The sequence below is a fragment of the Marinihelvus fidelis genome, assembly GCF_008725655.1.
Taxonomy (GTDB): Bacteria; Pseudomonadota; Gammaproteobacteria; order Xanthomonadales; family SZUA-36; genus Marinihelvus; species Marinihelvus fidelis.
Map to the genome: position 1 here is coordinate 181762 of NZ_VYXP01000006.1, position 18866 is coordinate 200627.

General features: G+C 63.4%; 13 protein-coding genes. 8 read left to right on the plus strand and 5 right to left on the minus strand.

The genetic code is table 11. The features are described 5' to 3' along the window. Nucleotides 1-69: 69 nt before the first annotated feature. Entirely contained in the window at nt 70-3231 is a 3162-nt protein-coding gene (locus tag F3N42_RS11140; RefSeq protein ID WP_150864544.1) for an efflux RND transporter permease subunit, read from the minus strand. 3 nt (nt 3232-3234) lie between these two features. Then, the gene (locus tag F3N42_RS11145) at nt 3235-4419 is read right to left on the minus strand and encodes an efflux RND transporter periplasmic adaptor subunit (RefSeq protein ID WP_224784867.1); all 1185 of its coding nucleotides are present in this window, start codon (nt 4417-4419) and stop codon (nt 3235-3237) included. Nucleotides 4420-4830: 411 nt separating this feature from the next. Here F3N42_RS11145 and F3N42_RS11150 point away from each other — a divergent pair, with 411 nt between their 5' ends. From F3N42_RS11150 to F3N42_RS11160, 3 genes are all read left to right on the plus strand, one after another. After that, on the plus strand, nt 4831-5931 hold the full coding sequence (locus F3N42_RS11150) for a hypothetical protein (RefSeq protein WP_150864545.1): 1101 nt from the start codon (nt 4831-4833) through the stop codon (nt 5929-5931). A 124-nt stretch (nt 5932-6055) separates the two neighbouring features. Then, nucleotides 6056-6670 carry a TetR/AcrR family transcriptional regulator gene (locus F3N42_RS11155; RefSeq protein ID WP_191621364.1) on the plus strand — a complete coding sequence of 205 codons (615 nt, stop codon included), beginning with the start codon at nt 6056-6058 and terminating at the stop codon, nt 6668-6670. Between the two features lie 51 nt (nt 6671-6721). Beyond that, nucleotides 6722-8434: a bifunctional sulfate adenylyltransferase/adenylylsulfate kinase gene (locus F3N42_RS11160; protein ID WP_150864547.1), complete on the plus strand. Its 1713-nt coding sequence runs from the start codon at nt 6722-6724 to the stop codon at nt 8432-8434. Between the two features lie 89 nt (nt 8435-8523). Here F3N42_RS11160 and F3N42_RS11165 read toward each other — a convergent pair whose 3' ends face one another. Further along, the gene (locus F3N42_RS11165) at nt 8524-8748 is read right to left on the minus strand and encodes a hypothetical protein (protein ID WP_150864548.1); all 225 of its coding nucleotides are present in this window, start codon (nt 8746-8748) and stop codon (nt 8524-8526) included. A 126-nt stretch (nt 8749-8874) separates the two neighbouring features. On the opposite strand from F3N42_RS11165, the gene F3N42_RS11170 reads away from it, so the two are divergent. Genes F3N42_RS11170 through F3N42_RS11180 form a run of 3 tightly spaced genes read left to right on the plus strand, consistent with a single transcriptional unit; the run spans nt 8875 to nt 13484 of the window. After that, the gene (locus F3N42_RS11170) at nt 8875-10002 is read left to right on the plus strand and encodes an efflux RND transporter periplasmic adaptor subunit (protein WP_150864549.1); all 1128 of its coding nucleotides are present in this window, start codon (nt 8875-8877) and stop codon (nt 10000-10002) included. Between the two features lie 23 nt (nt 10003-10025). Further along, on the plus strand, nt 10026-13142 hold the full coding sequence (locus F3N42_RS11175; RefSeq protein ID WP_150864550.1) for an efflux RND transporter permease subunit: 3117 nt from the start codon (nt 10026-10028) through the stop codon (nt 13140-13142). A gap of 27 nt (nt 13143-13169) precedes the next feature. Beyond that, nucleotides 13170-13484 (plus strand): 2Fe-2S iron-sulfur cluster-binding protein, encoded by a 315-nt coding sequence (locus F3N42_RS11180; protein ID WP_224784868.1) that lies wholly within the window; start codon nt 13170-13172, stop codon nt 13482-13484. 3 nt (nt 13485-13487) lie between these two features. Here F3N42_RS11180 and F3N42_RS11185 read toward each other — a convergent pair whose 3' ends face one another. Next, nucleotides 13488-15461, minus strand: coding sequence for a winged helix-turn-helix domain-containing tetratricopeptide repeat protein (locus F3N42_RS11185; protein WP_191621365.1), 1974 nt, complete (start codon nt 15459-15461; stop codon nt 13488-13490). A gap of 589 nt (nt 15462-16050) precedes the next feature. Here F3N42_RS11185 and F3N42_RS11190 point away from each other — a divergent pair. Beyond that, nucleotides 16051-16716: a serine/threonine-protein kinase gene (locus F3N42_RS11190; RefSeq protein ID WP_150864552.1), complete on the plus strand. Its 666-nt coding sequence runs from the start codon at nt 16051-16053 to the stop codon at nt 16714-16716. A gap of 13 nt (nt 16717-16729) precedes the next feature. Here the strand turns inward: F3N42_RS11190 and F3N42_RS11195 are convergent, their stop codons facing one another. Next, nucleotides 16730-17893: an acyl-CoA dehydrogenase family protein gene (locus F3N42_RS11195; RefSeq protein WP_150864553.1), complete on the minus strand. Its 1164-nt coding sequence runs from the start codon at nt 17891-17893 to the stop codon at nt 16730-16732. A 95-nt stretch (nt 17894-17988) separates the two neighbouring features. On the opposite strand from F3N42_RS11195, the gene F3N42_RS11200 reads away from it, so the two are divergent. Beyond that, nucleotides 17989-18837 (plus strand): TRAP transporter TatT component family protein, encoded by an 849-nt coding sequence (locus F3N42_RS11200; protein ID WP_224784869.1) that lies wholly within the window; start codon nt 17989-17991, stop codon nt 18835-18837. Nucleotides 18838-18866: the final 29 nt, after the last annotated feature.

Sequence of the window (18866 nt, forward strand, 5' to 3'; positions counted from 1 at the left end):
CCCACTATATAGGAAAGGCCGGGTCGCGCGAGGCGAACCCGGCCTTTCCAGCCCGTGTGTACGGGGGGCCTAGTGCGAGGTGCCGTGCGCGGGCCGGTTACCCTCGGACGAACCCTCGTCCTGGTCCGTTCCACGCCCGAACCGGGACCGCAACGCGTTAAAAATGCGGGCTTTCAGCGAGCGGATATCGACACCGATCGCGTACATCGCCGGCACCATCAGCAGCGTCACGAAGAAGGCGCAGAACACGCCAAAGCACAGCGACACCACGATGGGCACCAGGAACTTGGCCTGGATGGACTGCTCGAACATCATCGGCAACAGGCCAACGATGGTCGTCAACGTGGTCAGCAGGATGGGCCGGAAACGCACCACGCCGGCCTCGACCACGGCCTCCAACGGCGCCATGCCCTTCTCGCGCAGGCGGTTGGTGTAGTCGATCAGCACCAGGTTGTCATTGATCACCACGCCCGCCGCCGCGGCGATGCCGAAGTAGCTGAAGATCGCCATGGTCATGCCCAGCACGGCATGGCCGTAGACCGCGCCCACGTAGGCGAACGGCATGGCCACCAGGATCAGGATCGGCTGCCAGTAGCTGTGGAAGGCCACGGCCAGCATCGCGTACATGACGAAGAAGGCGATGATGTACAGGAACATCACCTCGCGCAAGAAGCGTGCCTCGCCCTCGGCCTGGCCAATCGCACCGCGCTCCAGGCCCGGGTAGCGCTTCTCCCACTCGGGGAAGAAGTTCTCGTTCAGGTCCTCCATGATGTCGCCGCGCACATTGTCTTTCATGTCCGCGGACACACGTGCCGCGCGGGCGCCGTTCCAGCGCTGGATGCGCTTGATGCCCGGTGCATACTCCAGGTCCGCCACCGACAGCAGCGGCACCTCGCGACCGTCGGCCGTGCGCACGCGGAAGTGCTTCAGGCTCTCAATCGACTGCCGTGACTCGATCGGGTAGTGCACCATCACCCGCACGTCCTGGCCGTTACGCGGCAGGCGCTGCACCTCTTCGCCGTAGTACGCCTGGCGCACCTGGCGGGTGACATCACTCAGGGTCAGGCCCAGCTTGTGCGCGCCCGGCTTCAGCGTGATGCGGATCTCTTCAGAAGCGCTTTCCAGGTTGTTACGCACGTCGTACAGCGCGTCGTAGGTGCGCAGCTGGTCTTCCAGCTCGTTCACCGCGGAACGCAGCAGGTCCAGGTCCGGATGGCGCACCGACAGTTCGAAGCCCGGGTCGCCGTTGTTCTGGGTGTAGTCCACCGAGACTTCCTTGGCGTCCGGCACCTCGCCCATCAGCTCGCGCAGACGGATGGACGCATCCTTGGCGGACATGTCGCGCACTTCCGGCGGCGCCAGCTTGACGATGGCCAGCACGGAATCGCGCCGCGAACGGGTGTACCAGTTCTCGATCAGCTCACCTTCGCCGCCGGTGCGCTGGTTGACCTCGTCCACCAGCGCCTTCTCGGCATCCTGCAACTGCTTCAGGATTTCCAGTGCGCGGCTGTAAGGCGCGCCTTCGGGCAGCACCACGTTGACAATGATCTCGTCGGATTCGATCTCCGGCATGAACGACTTCTTCACCCAGCCGGTGGAAAACATGCCGAAGCCGATAATCAGCGCGGTAATGAAAAAGCTCAGGGTCAGGTAACGCCGACGCACCGCGAACTGGCCGATGCCACGGTAATGGTTGTGGGCGAAATGGACGATGCTGTCCGCGATACCCTTCTGGAAGCGGCCGAACCAGCTCAGCCGTGAAGCGTCGCGCGGCTTCAGGTCGCGCAGGTGGGCCGGCAGGATCCACAGGGATTCGACCAGCGAGAACGCCAGCGCCAGGATCACCACCCAGGTGATGTTGCGGGTGAACTCGCTGGTGCCACCGGACAGGAACAGCCACGGCATGAACGCCATGATGGTGGTCAACACGCCGAAAATGACCGGCTTGGCCACCAACTGCGCGCCGGCCACGGCCGACTGCACGCCACCACCCAGGCGGTGCGACTCGCTGTGGATGCCCTCGCCAACGACGATGGCGTCGTCAACAACGATACCCAGCACCAACAGGAAGGCGAAGGTCGACAGCATGTTCAGCGAAACACCCACGTGCGGCAGGAACACGAACGCGCCGGCATAGGCCGTGGCGATACCCACCGCCACCCACAGCGCCACTTTCGGGCGCAGGGTCAGGACCAGGAAGATCAGTACCAGCACCAGGCCCACGCCGGCGGAGTTGCCGATCGTGGCCAGGCGGCTCTTGAAGGCCTCGGACTGATCGGTCCACAGCGTCAGGCTGACGCCGGCCGGCAGGGTCTCCTGGCGTTTCTCGATCCACTCGCTAACGGACTCCGAGGCCTTGACGATATCCATGACCTCGGTGGTCATCACCTGGATCAGCACCGCTGGTTCACCGTTCAGGGTGGCCAGGATGGGGTTGTCCTCGAAACCGTCGACCACGGTGGCGACATCGCCCACACGAATAGCGCCGCCGTCGTTGGTCTGGCGGATGACGATATCGGAGAACTCCGCTTCGGTGTCGGCCTGGCTGCGCACCGTCAACTGGTAGGTGCCGACATCGGTCCGCACTGACCCGGACGACTGGTTAATGGAGTGGTTACGGATGGCCTGGGCCACCTCGTTGAAGCTCATGTTGTAACGCTGCAGGGCATCCTCGCTGACCTGCACGGAGACCTCTTCGCGCCGTGTACCGAACAGTTCCACCACCGACACGGCCGGCAGCGTGGCCGCCTCGCGGCGCAGTGTCTCGGCCAGCCGCTTCAGCTCGCGCTCGGACAGGTCGCCATGCACCGCCACGCGGATGAACTCGTCGCGATTCACCCACTGGCGAACCTGCGGCGGCTCGATATCCGAGGGAAACGACGAGATCGAGTCGACGCGAATCTTCACGTCATTCATGAACTGGGTGAAGTCCACCTGCTGCTCAGCCAGGATGTAGACCCCGCCGTAGCTCTCACCCGAGTGCGAACGCACCCACTCGATGTTGTCCAGGTCGGAGACCGCTTCCTCGATGCGGGCGACGATCTGCTCCTCGACATCCTGTGGCGAGGCGCCGGGCCAGGTGACCTCGATCTCCAGCCCCGGGAAACGAACCTGCGGTTCCATTTCGCGCTCCAGCTGCGCGAAACCGAACAGGCCGGAGATGATGATGCCCACCATCAGCAGGTTGGCGGCAACCGGGTTGCGCGCCCACCATTCAATCAGTCCATTCATGGATCAGCCCTCCTGGGCGGCGGCGTCGCGGGTCAGCGGCTCCACTTCCATGCCATCGACCGCGTTGGGCAAGGTCGATGTCACGACGCGGTCGCCGCTGTCGACGCCCGCGGTCACCAGCACGCGGTCCTCGGACGTGGACAGCACTTCCACGGTACGGATTTCCAGGCGATTGTCTTCGTTGATCACGTAGACCTTGTCCTGGTTGCGCAGCGCCAGGCGCGGCATGACATAGGCCTGGCGCTCGCTGACGGCATCGATGCCGGCATTGACGAACAGGCCCACCGCCATTGGCATGCCGTCGATCGCGGCCGCGCCGTATGGGTCGACCACCTCGGCGATGGCGTAGATCAGGCGGGTGTCGTTATCGACCGCCGCGTTGACGCGGACAATATGGCCCGGCCAGTGGTATTCGCGGTTGCCGAGCGTGGCACTGAAGTCGACGCGTGGCGCCGTGGCCATGTCACCGGCCATGTAACCCAGAGGCAGGTTCAACTCCACCAGTTGGTTGTCGGTCAGCGGCAGGCGTATCTCGACGGTGTCAATGGAAAACACCCGTCCCAGGGCCTGGCCGGCGGCGACATACTGGCCGATGCCGACATTGCGCGTGCGTACCCGCCCCCGGAAAGGCACGGCAATCTCGGTGCGCTCCAGGTCCAGCCGCGCCTTGCTCAGGTCGGCCTCGGCGGCCGCCAGCATGGCCTCGGCCTGTTCCACCTGGGTCTGGTTAAGCGCGAATGATGTCGGAACACCACCGCGCTGGCGATCTTCCTTCCACTCCGCTTCCTTGATGGCGCGGGTGGCCTGCTGGCGCTGCAGCTCGGTCTTCGCCTCGGCGACGCGGGCCTCGGCACGGACCAGCGCCAGCCGGTAATCGGTGTCGTCGATTTTCAGCAACATGGCGCCCGGCAGGAACTCGGCGCCCTCGTTGAACTGCTCAGACATGGCGACGATTCGCCCGGAGACCTGCGGGATCAGGTCGATCTCGGTCTTGGGACGGACTTCGCCCTGGGTCGATACGTCAACCCGGACATTCTCGGAGCGGACTTCATCGACATAAAGTGAGACCAGCCGCTGCGCTTCCTCGTTTTTCTCCGGCTCCGGCCGCATATCGGCCAGCACCTTGACGATCACGAAGCCCGCGAGCAGAACCAGTATCGGCGCGGATACCTTGATGAACTTTTTCACGTTTTGAACCCTCTGGATGTCCGGGTTTTGCCCGGTTCAATCTCTCTGATCAACGACGTTCTCCGTCGTCGCCGTATGGCACAGGTATCCGCATGCCTGTGCTGGCGCCGCCTGCATGGACCACGCCGTTCTCGCTTTCGGGCGGTGTCTGGTCACCACCCAGGTGTACTGCCCGGATATAACACCACAACAGCCACCCCCCGCACATGGGTCAAAAGTCAGGGACCCCATGAGCCGCGATAAACCGAGCTGTTTTCAAACCGAAGGCACTGAATGGCGCCTGCGACCCGGCTTTCAAGTGTTTGACGACGTTCGGCGGGCAAAAGTTACACGCGGAATTGGAATTTTCCGGCTAGCAGGCAAGAATGGGGCGTCTGGCGCGCGGCGCCGATTGGGGGGCACGACCTGGCCATGCGACCGAAGACGGCCCGGATACTAGGACTGGCTGTATTGCTGCAGACGGGCATCCCGCCAGGGCTGGCCGCGGACACTGACAGCCTGGACGACGTGCTGTGGCCGCTGACGCCGCTACATCCCCAGGCCACGGAAGAACAGCCAGCGGTGTTCGACGAGCCACCCATCAGCGTGGCCGAGGACCCCTGCGACTGGCGCACCGACATCCCGCACTGGCAGGAAGACGTGCGCGATTTCGTCCGCGGCGCCACCTGTCATACCTTCCGTTACGTCGACAGCTGGTTCGGCAGCGAGATCGACTACCCGGAGAACGAGGTCAACGGCCTGCTGCGCGTTGGCGCGGAATACGAGGAGTACTACGGCTTCGACGAGAAACTGAAGTTCCGGGTGCGCGCGCCGTTGCCAAACGTCAGCCGGCGGTTCGACGTGCTGCTCGGGCGCGGTGAAGACGACGAGTTCATTTCCGATACCGAGACCCAGACGGACACCTTCTATAATCCCGGCCTGGTCAACCGCGCCATCGACAACGATGCCAGCTGGCTGCTGGGCCTGGGCGGCCGCCGCCAGGACGGCGACAGCGGCTGGGACTGGTCCGTGGGCATGCGACTGCGCAGTCCGCCGGTGCCCTACGTGAAACTGCAGTGGTATCACTACCACCGGTTTTCCCCGGATACCGACCTGCGTTTCCGCCAGACCTTCTTCTGGCGCAGCGACGATGGCTGGGGCACCACCAGCCGTGGCGACCTGGCCTGGGAAATCGGCCCGGCCGATGTGCTGCGCTGGGAAGGCGTGGCCACCATCAATGAAGTCCTCTACGGCACCGAGTGGTGGGCCGGCCAGACCTGGTACCACGTGGCCGGTGACCGCGGCGCATGGTCGCTGCTGGCCTTCGCCCGTGGCGAAACCGACTGGGAAGTGCCACTGAAGGAGTACGGCTTCAACCTGGTCTGGCGCCAGCCCTTCACCCGCGACTGGATGTATCTCTCGCTGGGCCCCAGCCTGACCTGGCCAAAGGAATTCGCCGACGAGAAGCGCGAAGCCTCGTTGGGCTTCGGTGTCTGGATCGAGATGGAGTTCGGCCAATGGACCTGGCGCTAGGCTGTCAACTTTCTATTGATTAAAAGCTTATACCGCATTGGTCTAAGCGGGTTTCAGCACGTCCCTTGTATTTTTTCTATACACCTATAGAATACTCGCACTTCGCCCGAGATTGAGCCGAGAAGTGCAAAACCCGGAGTCACCCAAGTACCAGCAACAACGTCTGGCTGCCATTCGTGCGGCTGCGACGGTGTTCGCGCACAAGGGTTACCACGGGGCCAGCACCGGCGACATCGCCGAGGCGATGGGCATCAAGCAGGGCAGCCTCTACTACTACTTCAAGTCGAAGGAAGAGGCGCTGGCCGAAGTCTGCCTGTACGGCATCAGCGACTACGTCCAGCGGATGGAGGAGATCGCCGCCAGCCGCCAGCCTTTCGAGGCGCGCCTGCTGGCCACCGTGACCTCGCACCTGTCGAGCTACCGGGAAAAGAACGAGGCGCTGAAGGTGCATAACGACGAGCGCCTTTACCTGCCGGAACTGAAGCGGCGCAAACTGAAGAAGATGGGCAGCCGTTACCGCGAACTGCTGGAAGGCATTTTCGAGGACGCGGTGCGCGACGGCGCGATCCGGCCAAACCTGGACTGCCATTTCGCCGCGCAATCGGTGATCGGCATCTGTAATGCCTGGGGCGACCTGATCGTCCGCGACGCGGAGCTCGATGTATTCGAGGTCATCCGCAAGTGCACCGACCTGCTGCTGAACGGCCTGGTCGACCACGACCACGACCGCGCCGGCTGAGTGCGCGACGAACAACGTTAACGACTGACACAAGACATTGGAGTGATCAAGATGGGTGCTTTCAAGGAGCCGCACGGCGGCGAACTCAAGGAACTCTACCTGCCGGAACACCTGGCGGACGAAGAGAAAATCAAGGCCAAGGACTACCCGTCCTGGGACCTGACCCCGCGCCAGCTGTGTGACCTGGACCTGCTGCTGAACGGCGCGTTCTCACCGCTGGAAGGCTTCCTGAACAAGGCCGACTACGAGTCCGTCCGCGACGGCATGCGCCTGGTCAACGGCGTACTGTGGCCGATGCCCATCACGCTGGACGTCAATGAAGACTTCGCCGGCAGTGTTGCCGAAGGCGACACCATCGCCCTGCGTGACGCCGAGGGCGTGCTGATCGCCACGCTGGAAATCGAAGACATCTGGGCCCCGAACAAGGAAGAAGAGGCCGAAAAGGTCTTCGGCACCACCGACGACACCCACCCGGCAGTCAACTACCTGTTCCACAAGGCCGGCAGCCACTACATCGGCGGCAAGCTGCGTGGCGTGGAAGTCCCCACGTTCTACGACTTCAAGCTGCTGCGTGACACCCCGGCCGAGCTGCGCGGCAAGTTCCGCAAGCTGGGCTGGCGCAAGGTTGTGGCCTTCCAGACCCGCAACCCGCTGCACCGCGCCCACCAGGAACTGACCTTCCGTGCCGCGCGCGAATGCGAAGCCAACCTGCTGATCCAGCCGGTGGTGGGCATGACCAAGCCCGGTGACATCGACCACTTCACCCGCGTGCGCTGCTACGAGCACGTACTGGAGCAGTACCCGGAACAGACCACCACGCTGAGCCTGCTGAACCTGGCCATGCGCATGGCCGGCCCGCGCGAGGCCATCTGGCACGCGCTGATCCGCAAGAACTACGGCTGCACGCACTTCATCGTCGGCCGCGACCACGCCGGCCCGGGCAACGACCGTGACGGCAACCCGTTCTACGGCCCCTACGACGCCCAGGATCTCTTCAAGGAATTTGAAGAGGAAATGGACATCACCATGGTGCCGTTCAAGCTGATGGTCTACGTGGAAAACAAGGCCGAGTACATGCCGGCCGACGAAACCGGCCCGACCGACAAGGTTCTGAACCTGTCCGGCACCGAGTTCCGTCGTCGCCTGGCCGAGGGCCTGGATATCCCGGAATGGTTCTCCTACCCGAAAGTGGTCGAAGAACTGCGCCGCGCGCATCCGCCGAAGCACAAGCAGGGCTTCACCATTTTCTTCACGGGTCTTTCCGGTTCCGGCAAGTCCACCATCGCCAACGCGCTGATGGTCAAGCTGCTGGAAGACGGCTCACGCCCGGTGACGCTGCTCGACGGTGACGTGGTGCGCAAGAACCTGTCCTCTGAGCTGACATTCTCGGAAGAGCACCGCAACCTGAACATCCAGCGCATCGGTTATGTCGCCAGCGAGATCACCAAGAACCGCGGCATCGCCATCTGCGCGCCGATCGCGCCGTACGCCAAGATGCGTCGCCAGGTTCGCGAAGCCATCGAGCCGCTGGGCGGCTTCCTGGAAGTGCACGTGGCGACCCCGATCGAGGTCTGCGAGGAGCGTGACCGCAAGGGCCTGTACGCCAAGGCGCGCGCCGGCATCATCAAGGGCTTCACCGGCATCGACGACCCGTACGAAGTGCCGGAGAACGCGGAGATCGTCATCGACACCTCCGAGCTGAGCCCGGACCTGGCCGCGCACCGCATTCTCATTACCCTCGAGAAGCACGGCTACCTGAAATAAGTTTTATCTGTGTGTGTCTGGTGATTCAGGGCGCCCTCGGGCGCCCTTTTTTTGTCACGCGTCACGCGTAACCCGTCACCCGTCACCCGTCACCCATCCTCGGGCAACTTCGCGGCGTAGTCGGCCAGCATTTTCGAAAGGTCCTGCGCCTGCTGGCGGGTCATGACGTAATAGCCGCTGTCGCTGGGCACGTCGACACTCTGCTCACGTGAAGACAGAAACCGGACATTGAGCAGCAACAGCGCTGCACTCTCGGCCTGGGCCAGGTTCCAGCCAACGACGGGCCAGGTGGGGATATTGACGGGTTCGGACATGGGTCACTCCATAACTGTGATGCTGAACGTATCGTGAAACGCTATCACAGTCACCGGCAGGTTTGACCCACCTATTACCAACCGTCAAACTGGCGGCGCTAAGCCTGTCGCTTACCGGGGGATCTCATGCGCCGCGTCATCACACTCGTCATTCTCGCCCCACTCACGGCCCTGCTCATGGCCTGCGGCGAAGAAGCCGCGCCACCCCAGGCGCCACCACCGGCCGTGCAGACCGTGACCATCGCGCCGGAACAGGTCGCGACGGTATTCGAATATGTCGCGCGCACACGGGCGCAGGAAGACGCTCAGATCCGCGCGCGCATCAGCGGCACCATCATTGAGCGCAATTTCGAGGAAGGCCAGGCGGTCAACGAGGGGGACCTGCTGTTTCGCATCGACCCGCGCCCTTACCAGGCGGCCCTGAATTCCGCGCAAGCGACGCTGGCCCGCGCAGAGTCCGCCGCCCAGGTGGCCGAACGCAACCTGGAGCGAGGCCTGCAACTGGTCGACAGCGGTTTCATCAGCAAGGCTGAAATGGACCAGCTCGAGGGTGAGCGCGACTCGACCCGTGCGGCGCTCGAGGAGGCCAGGGCCGTGGTGCAAAAGGCGGAAATCGACCTGGGGTTCACCGAGATCCAGGCACCCTTCTCCGGCACCGCCGGGCGCTCCGAACTGAGCATTGGCGACCTGGTCAACCCAACGTCTGACGCGCTGGTCACACTGGTGCAACTCGACCCGATGCTGGTTGATTTCGATGTCACCGAACAGGCCCTGGCGGATGCCTTCAAGGTCAACCAGGAGCGCCAGGCACGTGGTGAGCCGCCGGTCAGGTATACCCCGGAACTGAAACTGCCCAACGGCGAGATTTTCCCGGAGGAAGGCACCATCAACTACGCCGACAACCGGGTCAACCCGGGCACCGGCACGGTGACCGTGACCGCGGGTTTCCCCAATCCACGCGGCATCCTGCTACCGGGCCAGTTCGTCCGCGTTGAACTGCAGCGCGGCGATCCCACACCCGGATTGCTGGTGCCGCAGCCCGCCGTGCTCACCGACATGCAGGGGCAGTACGTCTTCGTCGTCGATGACAGCGATACCGTTGTGCGGAAGAACGTCTCCCTGGGGCAACGCGACGGCACCCGACTGGTGGTTGAATCGGGACTGGAAGAAGGTGACCGCGTCATTGTCTACGGCATCCAGAAGGTACGCGTGGGCATGCAGGTCACGGCGACCGACATCGAAGCACAACCCTGACAACCGCCCCTGGTGACCCGGCCATGATTTCCACGACGTTCATCAAGCGACCCAAGCTGGCGATGGTCATCGCCGTCGTCACCGTCATGTGCGGGCTGATTGCCATTCCGCTGTTGCCGGTTGGTGAGTTTCCGAACATCACGCCGCCCCAGGTGACCGTATCGGCCAGTTACCCGGGCGCCAACGCGCAGACCGTGATTGACGCCGTCGCCGGCCCCATCGAGCAGGAAGTCAACGGCGTGGAGAACATGATCTACATGCAATCCACGGCGTCAAACAGCGGAAACTACTCGCTGTCGGTCACGTTCGAGTACGGCACCGACCCGGACCTGGCGCAGGTCAACGTCCAGAACCGGGTCGACCAGGCGTTGCGACTCCTGCCCGAAGAGGTCTCGCAGGGCGGCGTGCGCGTGCAGAAGCAATCGACCGACATGCTGATGGTGATCAACGTCTTCTCCCCCGAAGGCACGCTGACACCCGAGTTCATTTCCAACTATTCGAAGATCAACGTGTCCGATGTCCTGGCCCGGATCAATGGCATTTCTGCGGCCAACAACCTGGGCTCGCTGGATTTCGCCATGCGCGTCTGGCTGAACCCGGACCGCATGGCCTCGCTGGGACTGGCGACCGAGGACGTGGTCGCGGCAATCCGCGAGCAGAACCTGGTGGTAGCGGCCGGCCAGGTGGGTGCGCCCCCGGCGCCCAAGGGGCAGCAGTTCCAGTACACCATCACCACCCGTGGCCGCCTGGCCAGCGTGGAGGAGTTCGAACAGATTGTCGTCCGCGCCGGTGGCGAGGCCCGCATCGTCTACCTGAAAGACATCGCCCGCATTGAACTGGGCGCGCAGAGCTATGCCGCGGTGGGTGAACTGGACGGGCAGTCCGCCGCCGTTATCGCCGTCTACAAACTGCCCGAGGCCAATGCACTGGCGGTGGCGGACGACATCCGCAGCAAGCTGGATGAATTGTCACAGACCTTCCCCGAAGACCTCGACTACGCCGTTCTTTACGACACCACACGCTACGTTTCGATCTCCATCAAGGAGGTCGTGGTCACGCTGCTGCAGGCCGTCGCGCTGGTGATCCTGGTGGTGTTCCTTTTCCTGGGTAACTGGCGCGCGACGCTGGTTCCCGCGGTCACGATCCCGGTGTCGCTGATCGGCACCTTCGCGGTGCTGCTGGCCATGGGCATGAGCATCAACACGGTATCCCTGTTTGGCCTGATCCTGGCCATCGGCGTGGTGGTGGACGATGCCATCATCGTCATCGAGAACGTTGAGCGGCATATCGCCGAGGGCAAGTCCGCCTTCGACGCCGCGATGATCTCGATGAAGGAGGTGACCGGCCCCATCGTGGCCACCACCCTGGTGCTGTTCGCCGTGTTCGTGCCGGTTACATTGATGCCGGGCATTTCCGGGTCGCTGTACCGGCAGTTTGCGATCACCATCCTGGTCGCCGTCTTCATTTCCTCCATCAACGCCCTGACACTGAGCCCGGCGCTGTCGGCCCTGATCCTGAAACATCGCGAGGAGCCCAAGGGTTTCCTCGGTGCCGTGGCACGGTTGATCGACCGCACGACGCACCGCTACCGCTCCATCGTTGACATCAGTGTACGCCGGCTGGGGCTCACCATCGCCGTCTACCTGGTGCTGGTCGGTGGCATTGTCTGGATGCTGACCACGCTGCCATCGGGTTTTGTGCCTGATGAAGACAAGGGCGCGTTCATGGTCGACATCCAGTTGCCCGACGCCGCGTCGCTGGAGCGAACCGGCGGCGTGGTTGAACGGGTCAGCGAGATTCTCGAAGGCGACCCGGAAGTGCAGCACGTGATCGCTGTGAAAGGCTACTCACTGCTCAAGGGTGTGGCCGCCAGCAACGGCGCCATGGCCATCGTGGTGCTCAGGGACTGGGAACAGCGGCCGCGTGCCGACCAGTCACAGGCCGCCGTCGCCAACCGCATGCGCGGCCGCCTGCTGGCCATCCCGGACGCCATGGTGACCGTGTTCTCGCCGCCCGCCCTGCCCGGTGTCGGCGCGGTCTCCGGCGTCGACTACCGCCTGCTCGACCAGCTTGGACGACCCGCCAGCGACCTGGCCGGTGTGGCGGGGACCATCGTCACACAGGCCAACCAGGCGCCTGAAATCGGCATGGCGTTCTCGACCTTCCGGGCCGGCATCCCGCTGATCGAGGTCGAGGCCGACCGGGTCAAGGCCAAGGACCAGGGCATCGCCCTGGCGAACCTGTACGGCACCCTGCAGGCGATGCTGGGCTCGCTCTACGTCAACGACTTCAACCTGTATGGACGAACATTCCGCGTCATGATCCAGGCGGACGCGGAGTTCCGTGACGAGGAAAACGACATTTCCCGGATCTTTGTCCGTAACAATGACGGCGAAATGGTGCCGCTGTCGACGCTGGTGAGCACCGACTACACCATCGGCCCCGAGACGCTGAACCGCTACAACCTGTTCAACTCGGTCACCATTAATGCCATGCCCGCCCCGGGTTACAGCGAGTCCGACGTCATTGGCGCCCTCGAGCGTATATCGGCAAGCGCGCTACCTTCCGGCTACACCTACGACTGGTCCGGCATGACCTTCCAGTCACTGGAAGCCGGCAACCTGGCACCCATCATTTTCAGCCTGGCGCTGGTGTTCGTTTACCTGTTCCTGGTGGGCCAGTACGAGAGCTGGCTGATCCCGGCGGCCGTGATCCTTTCCGTGCCGCTGGCAATACTCGGCGCGTTCGCCGGCCTGCATGCCATCGGCCTGCCGCTGAACCTTTACGGCCAGATCGGCCTGGTGTTACTGGTCGGCATGTCGGCGAAGACGGCCATCCTGATCGTCGAGTTTGCGAAGCAGTTACGGGACCAGGAGCACGTGCCCATCGCCGAGGCTGCCGGCCAGGCCGCATCGATCCGTTTCCGCGCCGTGCTGATGACGGGCTTCTCGTTTATCCTCGGCGTGCTGCCCCTGATCCTGGCCAGCGGCGCCGGCGCCGCCTCGCGAGTTTCCCTGGGCACCGTGGTGTTTTATGGCATGATCGCATCCGCGATTTTCGGCACGCTCATGGTGCCGGCCGCGTACGCGGCCATCCAGCATGCGCGTGAATTCGGCAAGAAACGGGTGAGTGGCGCATAACCGCCAGCCCGGTAACAGGACTGCGTTTTGATCAACCTGAATGTGAAAGACCGCGACGGCCAGTCGCACACTATCACCGCCCAGGCGGGCGACACCCTGATGGAAGCCCTGCGCGACCAGCCCTGGGGCGTGGCCGCGGTCTGCGGCGGCATGTGCTCCTGCGCCACCTGCCATGTCTTTATCGACGAGGCCTGGCTGGCCCAGCTTCCGCCCCGCGATGTCGACGAGGAAGACCTGGTCGACATGCTGGAATTCGAGGCCCCGAATTCGCGGCTCAGCTGCCAGCTCCGGCTGGGCGAGCAGCACGACGGGCTGCAGCTGGAACTGGCGCCGGAAGAGTAGGCCTCAGACGCACTCGAAATCGTCGCGCCCGGTGGGTTTGCAGCGGTCCGGCCAACCGAACTTTCTCCAGTAGCGGTCGTAGCCCAGTTGACGCACCCAGCCCTTGAAGCGCGGATCGCGCCGCAACTCGACCCCCCAGTTGCTCCAGATTTCCTCCGGCATCCGGTATCCGAAGTCGCTGTTCCCGTAATCGATTTCCAGGTCGAAGGCTCGCGGTGAGCCCATCAGCATGAGGATTTCAAAGGCCAGGTAGGGGTCCAGCCGGCCTTCATGGGCTTCCTCGACCATACCCGATTCCACCGTTTCACGGCGCAAGGGATATTCGAACGCGTCGACCAGCAGGTTGGCATACTCGGCCGACAGTTCACCATTACGGACCTGCAGCCCGGAGAACATTTGCCGGGCGTTGTCGAAATCACCCAGGTACAGGCTGGCCAGGCCCAGGATCAGGTCGCGACGGTCAAACCGCGGCATGCCAATGAGAATCTGGATGGCATCCTCGGGGTGACCGGCCAGTGTCAGCGTGCCCGCGAGTGAGCAGGCCAGCAACGGGCTTAGCGGATCATCCTGCCAGGCCGTTTCCAGCATCGGCACCAGGGGTTCGAAGTAGCCCATGCTGTTGAACAGCATGGCGTGCCAGTGCAGCACGTTGGTATCGCGGCCGCCCAGCTCGTAGGCGCGTTCGTAAAGGCTGGCGGCCTGGCTGGCTTCCCCCTGGCTGGCCATGACGGCCGCCAGCACGCCCAGTGCATCGGACGAAGCCGGTTCCATTTCCAGCGCGTAGCGGGCACTGCTCTCGGCCCTGGCCAGGTGCTCGTTTTTGTTGGCAGGGTCATCGTAGGCCGCCAGCAGGAAATGGCTCGCCGCAAGCGCGACGTGCGCCTGCAGGTAAGTGGGGTCGAGCCTGATGGCCTCGTCAAACCTGGCCTGTGCCTCGCTTATGCCGTCGAGCCCGGTGTTCATGCGGTCATTCATCAGCGCACGCCCTGCAAGGTAATGCGAAAACGCCGGAATGTTCTGCGTCACCGAGGTCACATCACCATGATGGCTCTCGGACGCGCCCCCCTGCTGGACCACGTTGCGAACGACATCTTCCATCAGGGCCGGTAAGGCCTCGACCGGGCGGTCAAAACTGCGTGCCCATAACACCTGCCCCGTGCGAGCATCTTCCTGGTTCAACACCAGTACCAGCCTGTCGTCGTAGGGATGAACGACGCCGCGAATGATGGAATCGACCCCCAGGCGCGCCCCCAGGTCAATGGCGGGCGCACTGCTTACCGCCGCGTATTCCCCTTCTTCCGGCAACAGGACTTCAAGACCTTCAACGGCTGACAGGCGCTGTTCGATCTCCATCGCCGCGCTGGCTGCAAGCTCCGCACCACCCGGCTCGCTGCCGTGGACCTCGAAAGGCAGGATGGCGACTGAATAGGGCGCGGATAGTTCGATCGCAACGGGGCTGCCAGACTCAGGCGCAACATCATCGTGGGAGTGCATGACGGACCAATAACCCATGACCACCAGCACAAACACCACTGCGGCCACGGCCACCCAGGTCCAGAACGGCCGGTCGACGGAACTTGGCTGGGCGGGCAACGCCACTTCGGGCTCCGCCACCGGTATTTCCTCGATGGCCTCGGTGGTGTCCATGGCTGAGCAGTCCACCGCTTCCACCTGCACGGCCAGCCGATACCCGGTACCACGAACGACCGCGATGTAGTCCTGGATACAGCCCGCATCCCGCAATGCATTGCGAACCAGCACGACACGCTTGTTGATGGTGCCGCGATCGACAACGACGCCACTCCAGACCTCGGCCTCGAGCTCGCGTGTTGTCACCACGTTGGGCGCATTTCGCGCCAACATCAGCAGCAATTGGAATGACAGGGGAGGCAATGGCACGGTGACACCGGCCCGCCTGACCTCCTGCGTGCCGGCGTTCAAAATCACACCACCGATCCGGTAGCACTCCGACGACACGCCAGCACCTCCCTTTGAAAAAAACCTGAGCGCCCCCCAGCGAAAAACCATGCTACATCAGCTCGGATTCCACGTCATCCACCTTTCTTCCATAAAACTTCCATGAAATTTCATGCGGACGGGCATTTTCGACCCCTTTATTTCATCTAAATTTCACCTGTGCGCTTTGACCGGCGGTCGAAGCCCCGAAAACAGGTGTCAGGTGCGAATGTGGATCCTGCTGGCCGGCAAGTTAGTTTTTGTCTACCGGACCGCGAACAAGGACCTCCCCCCTGGCCTTGTCAGGACAACCGAACGACAGGGATTGGACGGCAGTGAACCGCAGATACCTCAATCGGGGCGCGAACCATGAACAGGGACCATTGATGGCCCCTGTCTACGCCAGGCACGACAACAACAATACGCAATCGGAAAGCCACCCGTGGGGGTGGCTTTCTTTTTTATATACCCGGTGACCAGCGGGTCATCCGCTTAACGGACCCCGGCTTCCTCCCCCGGTAATTACTCCCCCCAACTACCGGCAGGAATCCGGGGTCCGCATCCTTTGCGCACTATGGATGTACCTGTAAAAACGCTTTATGCTGTGGCCATGGACGCGAACACCCAAGACGCTCAGGGAACGGGCATCTCGGCCGCCGAGGCCGGCCTGAACCTTCCCGCAGATATCGAACTCCTGGAAAAACTGGGCGGCTCAAAGCTGACCACGGTCTGGCGCGCCCGCCACCAGGGTGAAGACGTGGTCGTCAAGGCTTACAGCGACAAGGCCGCCGCGGCCTGGCGCAAGAAGCTCGACAAGAACATCGGTGTCTTCGAAATGCTGCAGAACCGGGCTTTCCGGCACCAGCCCGAGCTGGTGAACTACACGGCCAAACCCATCCGGGTGATCGGCCAGGACGGTAAACACTCACTGTGTTTCCTGCAGGAGTACATCGACGGCGTGAGCCTGGAAGAAGTGGCCCGCACCGAGAAGGGACTGCCCGGCGCAGTCATCCGCACCGGCGAGACCATCGCCCGGGTCTGCGAGGAAAAAGGCATCAAGGGTGTCGACCAGTTCATGGCCGACGTGATCGTCCGGCGGCAGGGTGATAACTGGATCCCCGTGATTCACGACTTCAAGCATATCCCCGAAGAACCACGCAAAAAGTCTGCAACTTCACCACTGTTCGCCAAACTTGGCTTTGGCAGCCGCCCCGGCGCCGCGACCGGGTTCATGAAGGACTGGCTCAACATCAGCCGCCGGTTTTCCAACGGCTGACGCGCCTAAACCCTCAGAATGCGTTGACCCCGGTCAGCTCCTTGCCGACCACCAGCTGGTGCACGGACTCCGTGCCCTCGTAGGTGATCACGCTCTCCAGGTTCAGCATATGCCGTATGGGCGAAAACTCGGTGCTGATACCGGCGCCGCCCAGCATGTCACGGCAGTCGCGGGCGATATCCAGCGCCATGCGTACATTGTTCCACTTGGCCACCGAGACCTGCGTCGGGTGCAGCTTGCCGGCATCTTTCAGGCGCCCCAGGCGCAGGCTCATCAACTGAGCGCCGGTAATCCGGCGGGCCATGTCGGCCAGGCGCAGCTGGATGGCCTGGGTGTGGTTCAGCGGGCGGCCAAACAACTCGCGACTGGCGGTGTACTCCAGCAACTCGGCAAGGCAGGCCTGGGCCGCACCAATCGCGCCCCAGGTGATGCCGTAGCGCGCCTGGGTCAGGCAGCTGAGCGGTGCCTTCAGGCCGGTTGCGCCCGGCAGGCGGTTCGACTCCGGCACGCGCACGCCATCGAAATACAGTGATGAGGTGACCGACGCGCGCAGCGAGAACTTGTGGTGGATCTCCGGCGCCTCGAAGCCCGGCGTGCCCTTCTCGATGATGAATCCGCGTACACCTTCGTCAGTCTGGGCCCAGACCACGGCGACATCGGCAATGCTGCCGTTGGTGATCCACATCTTGGCGCCATCGATGATCCAGTCGCTACCATCACGGCGGGCCCGGGTCTTCATGTTGGACGGGTCGGAACCGCCATGCGGCTCGGTCAGGCCAAAACAGCCAATGGCGTCGCCGCTGGCCAGTGCCGGCAACCAGCGCTGCTTCTGCTCCTCCGAGCCATAGGCATGAATCGGGAACATCACCAGGCTGCTTTGCACGGAAACAAAACTGCGCAGGCCGCTGTCGCCGCGCTCGAGTTCCTGGCAGATCAACCCGTAGGCCACGCTGTTCAGGCCGGCGCAGCCGTAACCATCGATGGAACTGCCCAGCAGGCCCAACTCGGCCACAGGCGCGACCAATTCGGCCGGGAAACGGCTGTTCTCGAAGGCATCGGCGATGATGGGCAGGACCTGCTCATCAACGAAACGCGCGACCGTGTCCTGCACCATCGCTTCTTCTTCATCCAGCTCGGATCGGATATCGTAAAGATCAATCGGATTAAGGGATTTCATCAGCCTGCCCGGAATTCAGAAAGACGGCATTGTACAGGCTATAATTCGCGCGGGTGAGGGGGTCACCCGATTCCTCGAGAACTGGATATCCAGCCGTGATAAAACTCGGAACAATCATCTTGTGCGCGCTGGCGCTGGCGGGCTGCGGTTCGCTGGTGTCATCGGCGACCAGTGGCATGGCCGCCAACCTGTCGGCGGCGATCCTGAACCAGGACGACCCGGAGACCGTCCGTGACGGCGCCCCGGCGTTCCTGATCATGCTGGACAGCTTTGTCGAAGGTTCGCCCGATGACCCGGCCATGCTGGGCGCCGCCGCCGACCTGTACGCGGCCTATGGCGTACTTTTCGTCGACGACCCGGCGCGCGCCGAACGGCTGACAGGCCGCTCACTCGACTATGGCCGCCGCGCGCTGTGCGCCACCGATGCCGCCGCCTGCGGCATCGCCGATACCGGCTTCCGCGACTACGCCCCGGTACTGCAATCACTGGGCGCGGACGACGTCCCTACCCTGTACAGCTACAGCCTGTCCAAGCTGGCATGGATCCAGGCCCGCGCCGGTGACATGGGCGCGCTCGCCGAGCTGCCGAAAGCGCAGGCCGCCCTGGACCGCGTCCGCGAGCTTGATCACGATTATCGCGAAGCCGAGGTCGAGCGTTACCTGGGCGTGCTGGCCACCATCCGCCCACCCGCGCTGGGCGGCCGTTTCGACGAAGGCCGCGCCTATTTCGAGCGCGCCATCGAACTCTCCGGCGGTCGCGACCTGGGCGCGCGCGTCGACTTCGCCCGCTATTACGCGCGCACGCTGTACGAGCGGGAACTTCACGACCAGTTACTGAACGAAGTCATCAGCGCCGACCCGCGCGCTGAAGGCCTGACACTGCTGAACGTGCTGGCCCAGCGCGAAGCCGCGGAACTGCTCGCGTCTGCCGATGACTATTTCTGAGCACCCGAACACTGACCTGAACCTGAACC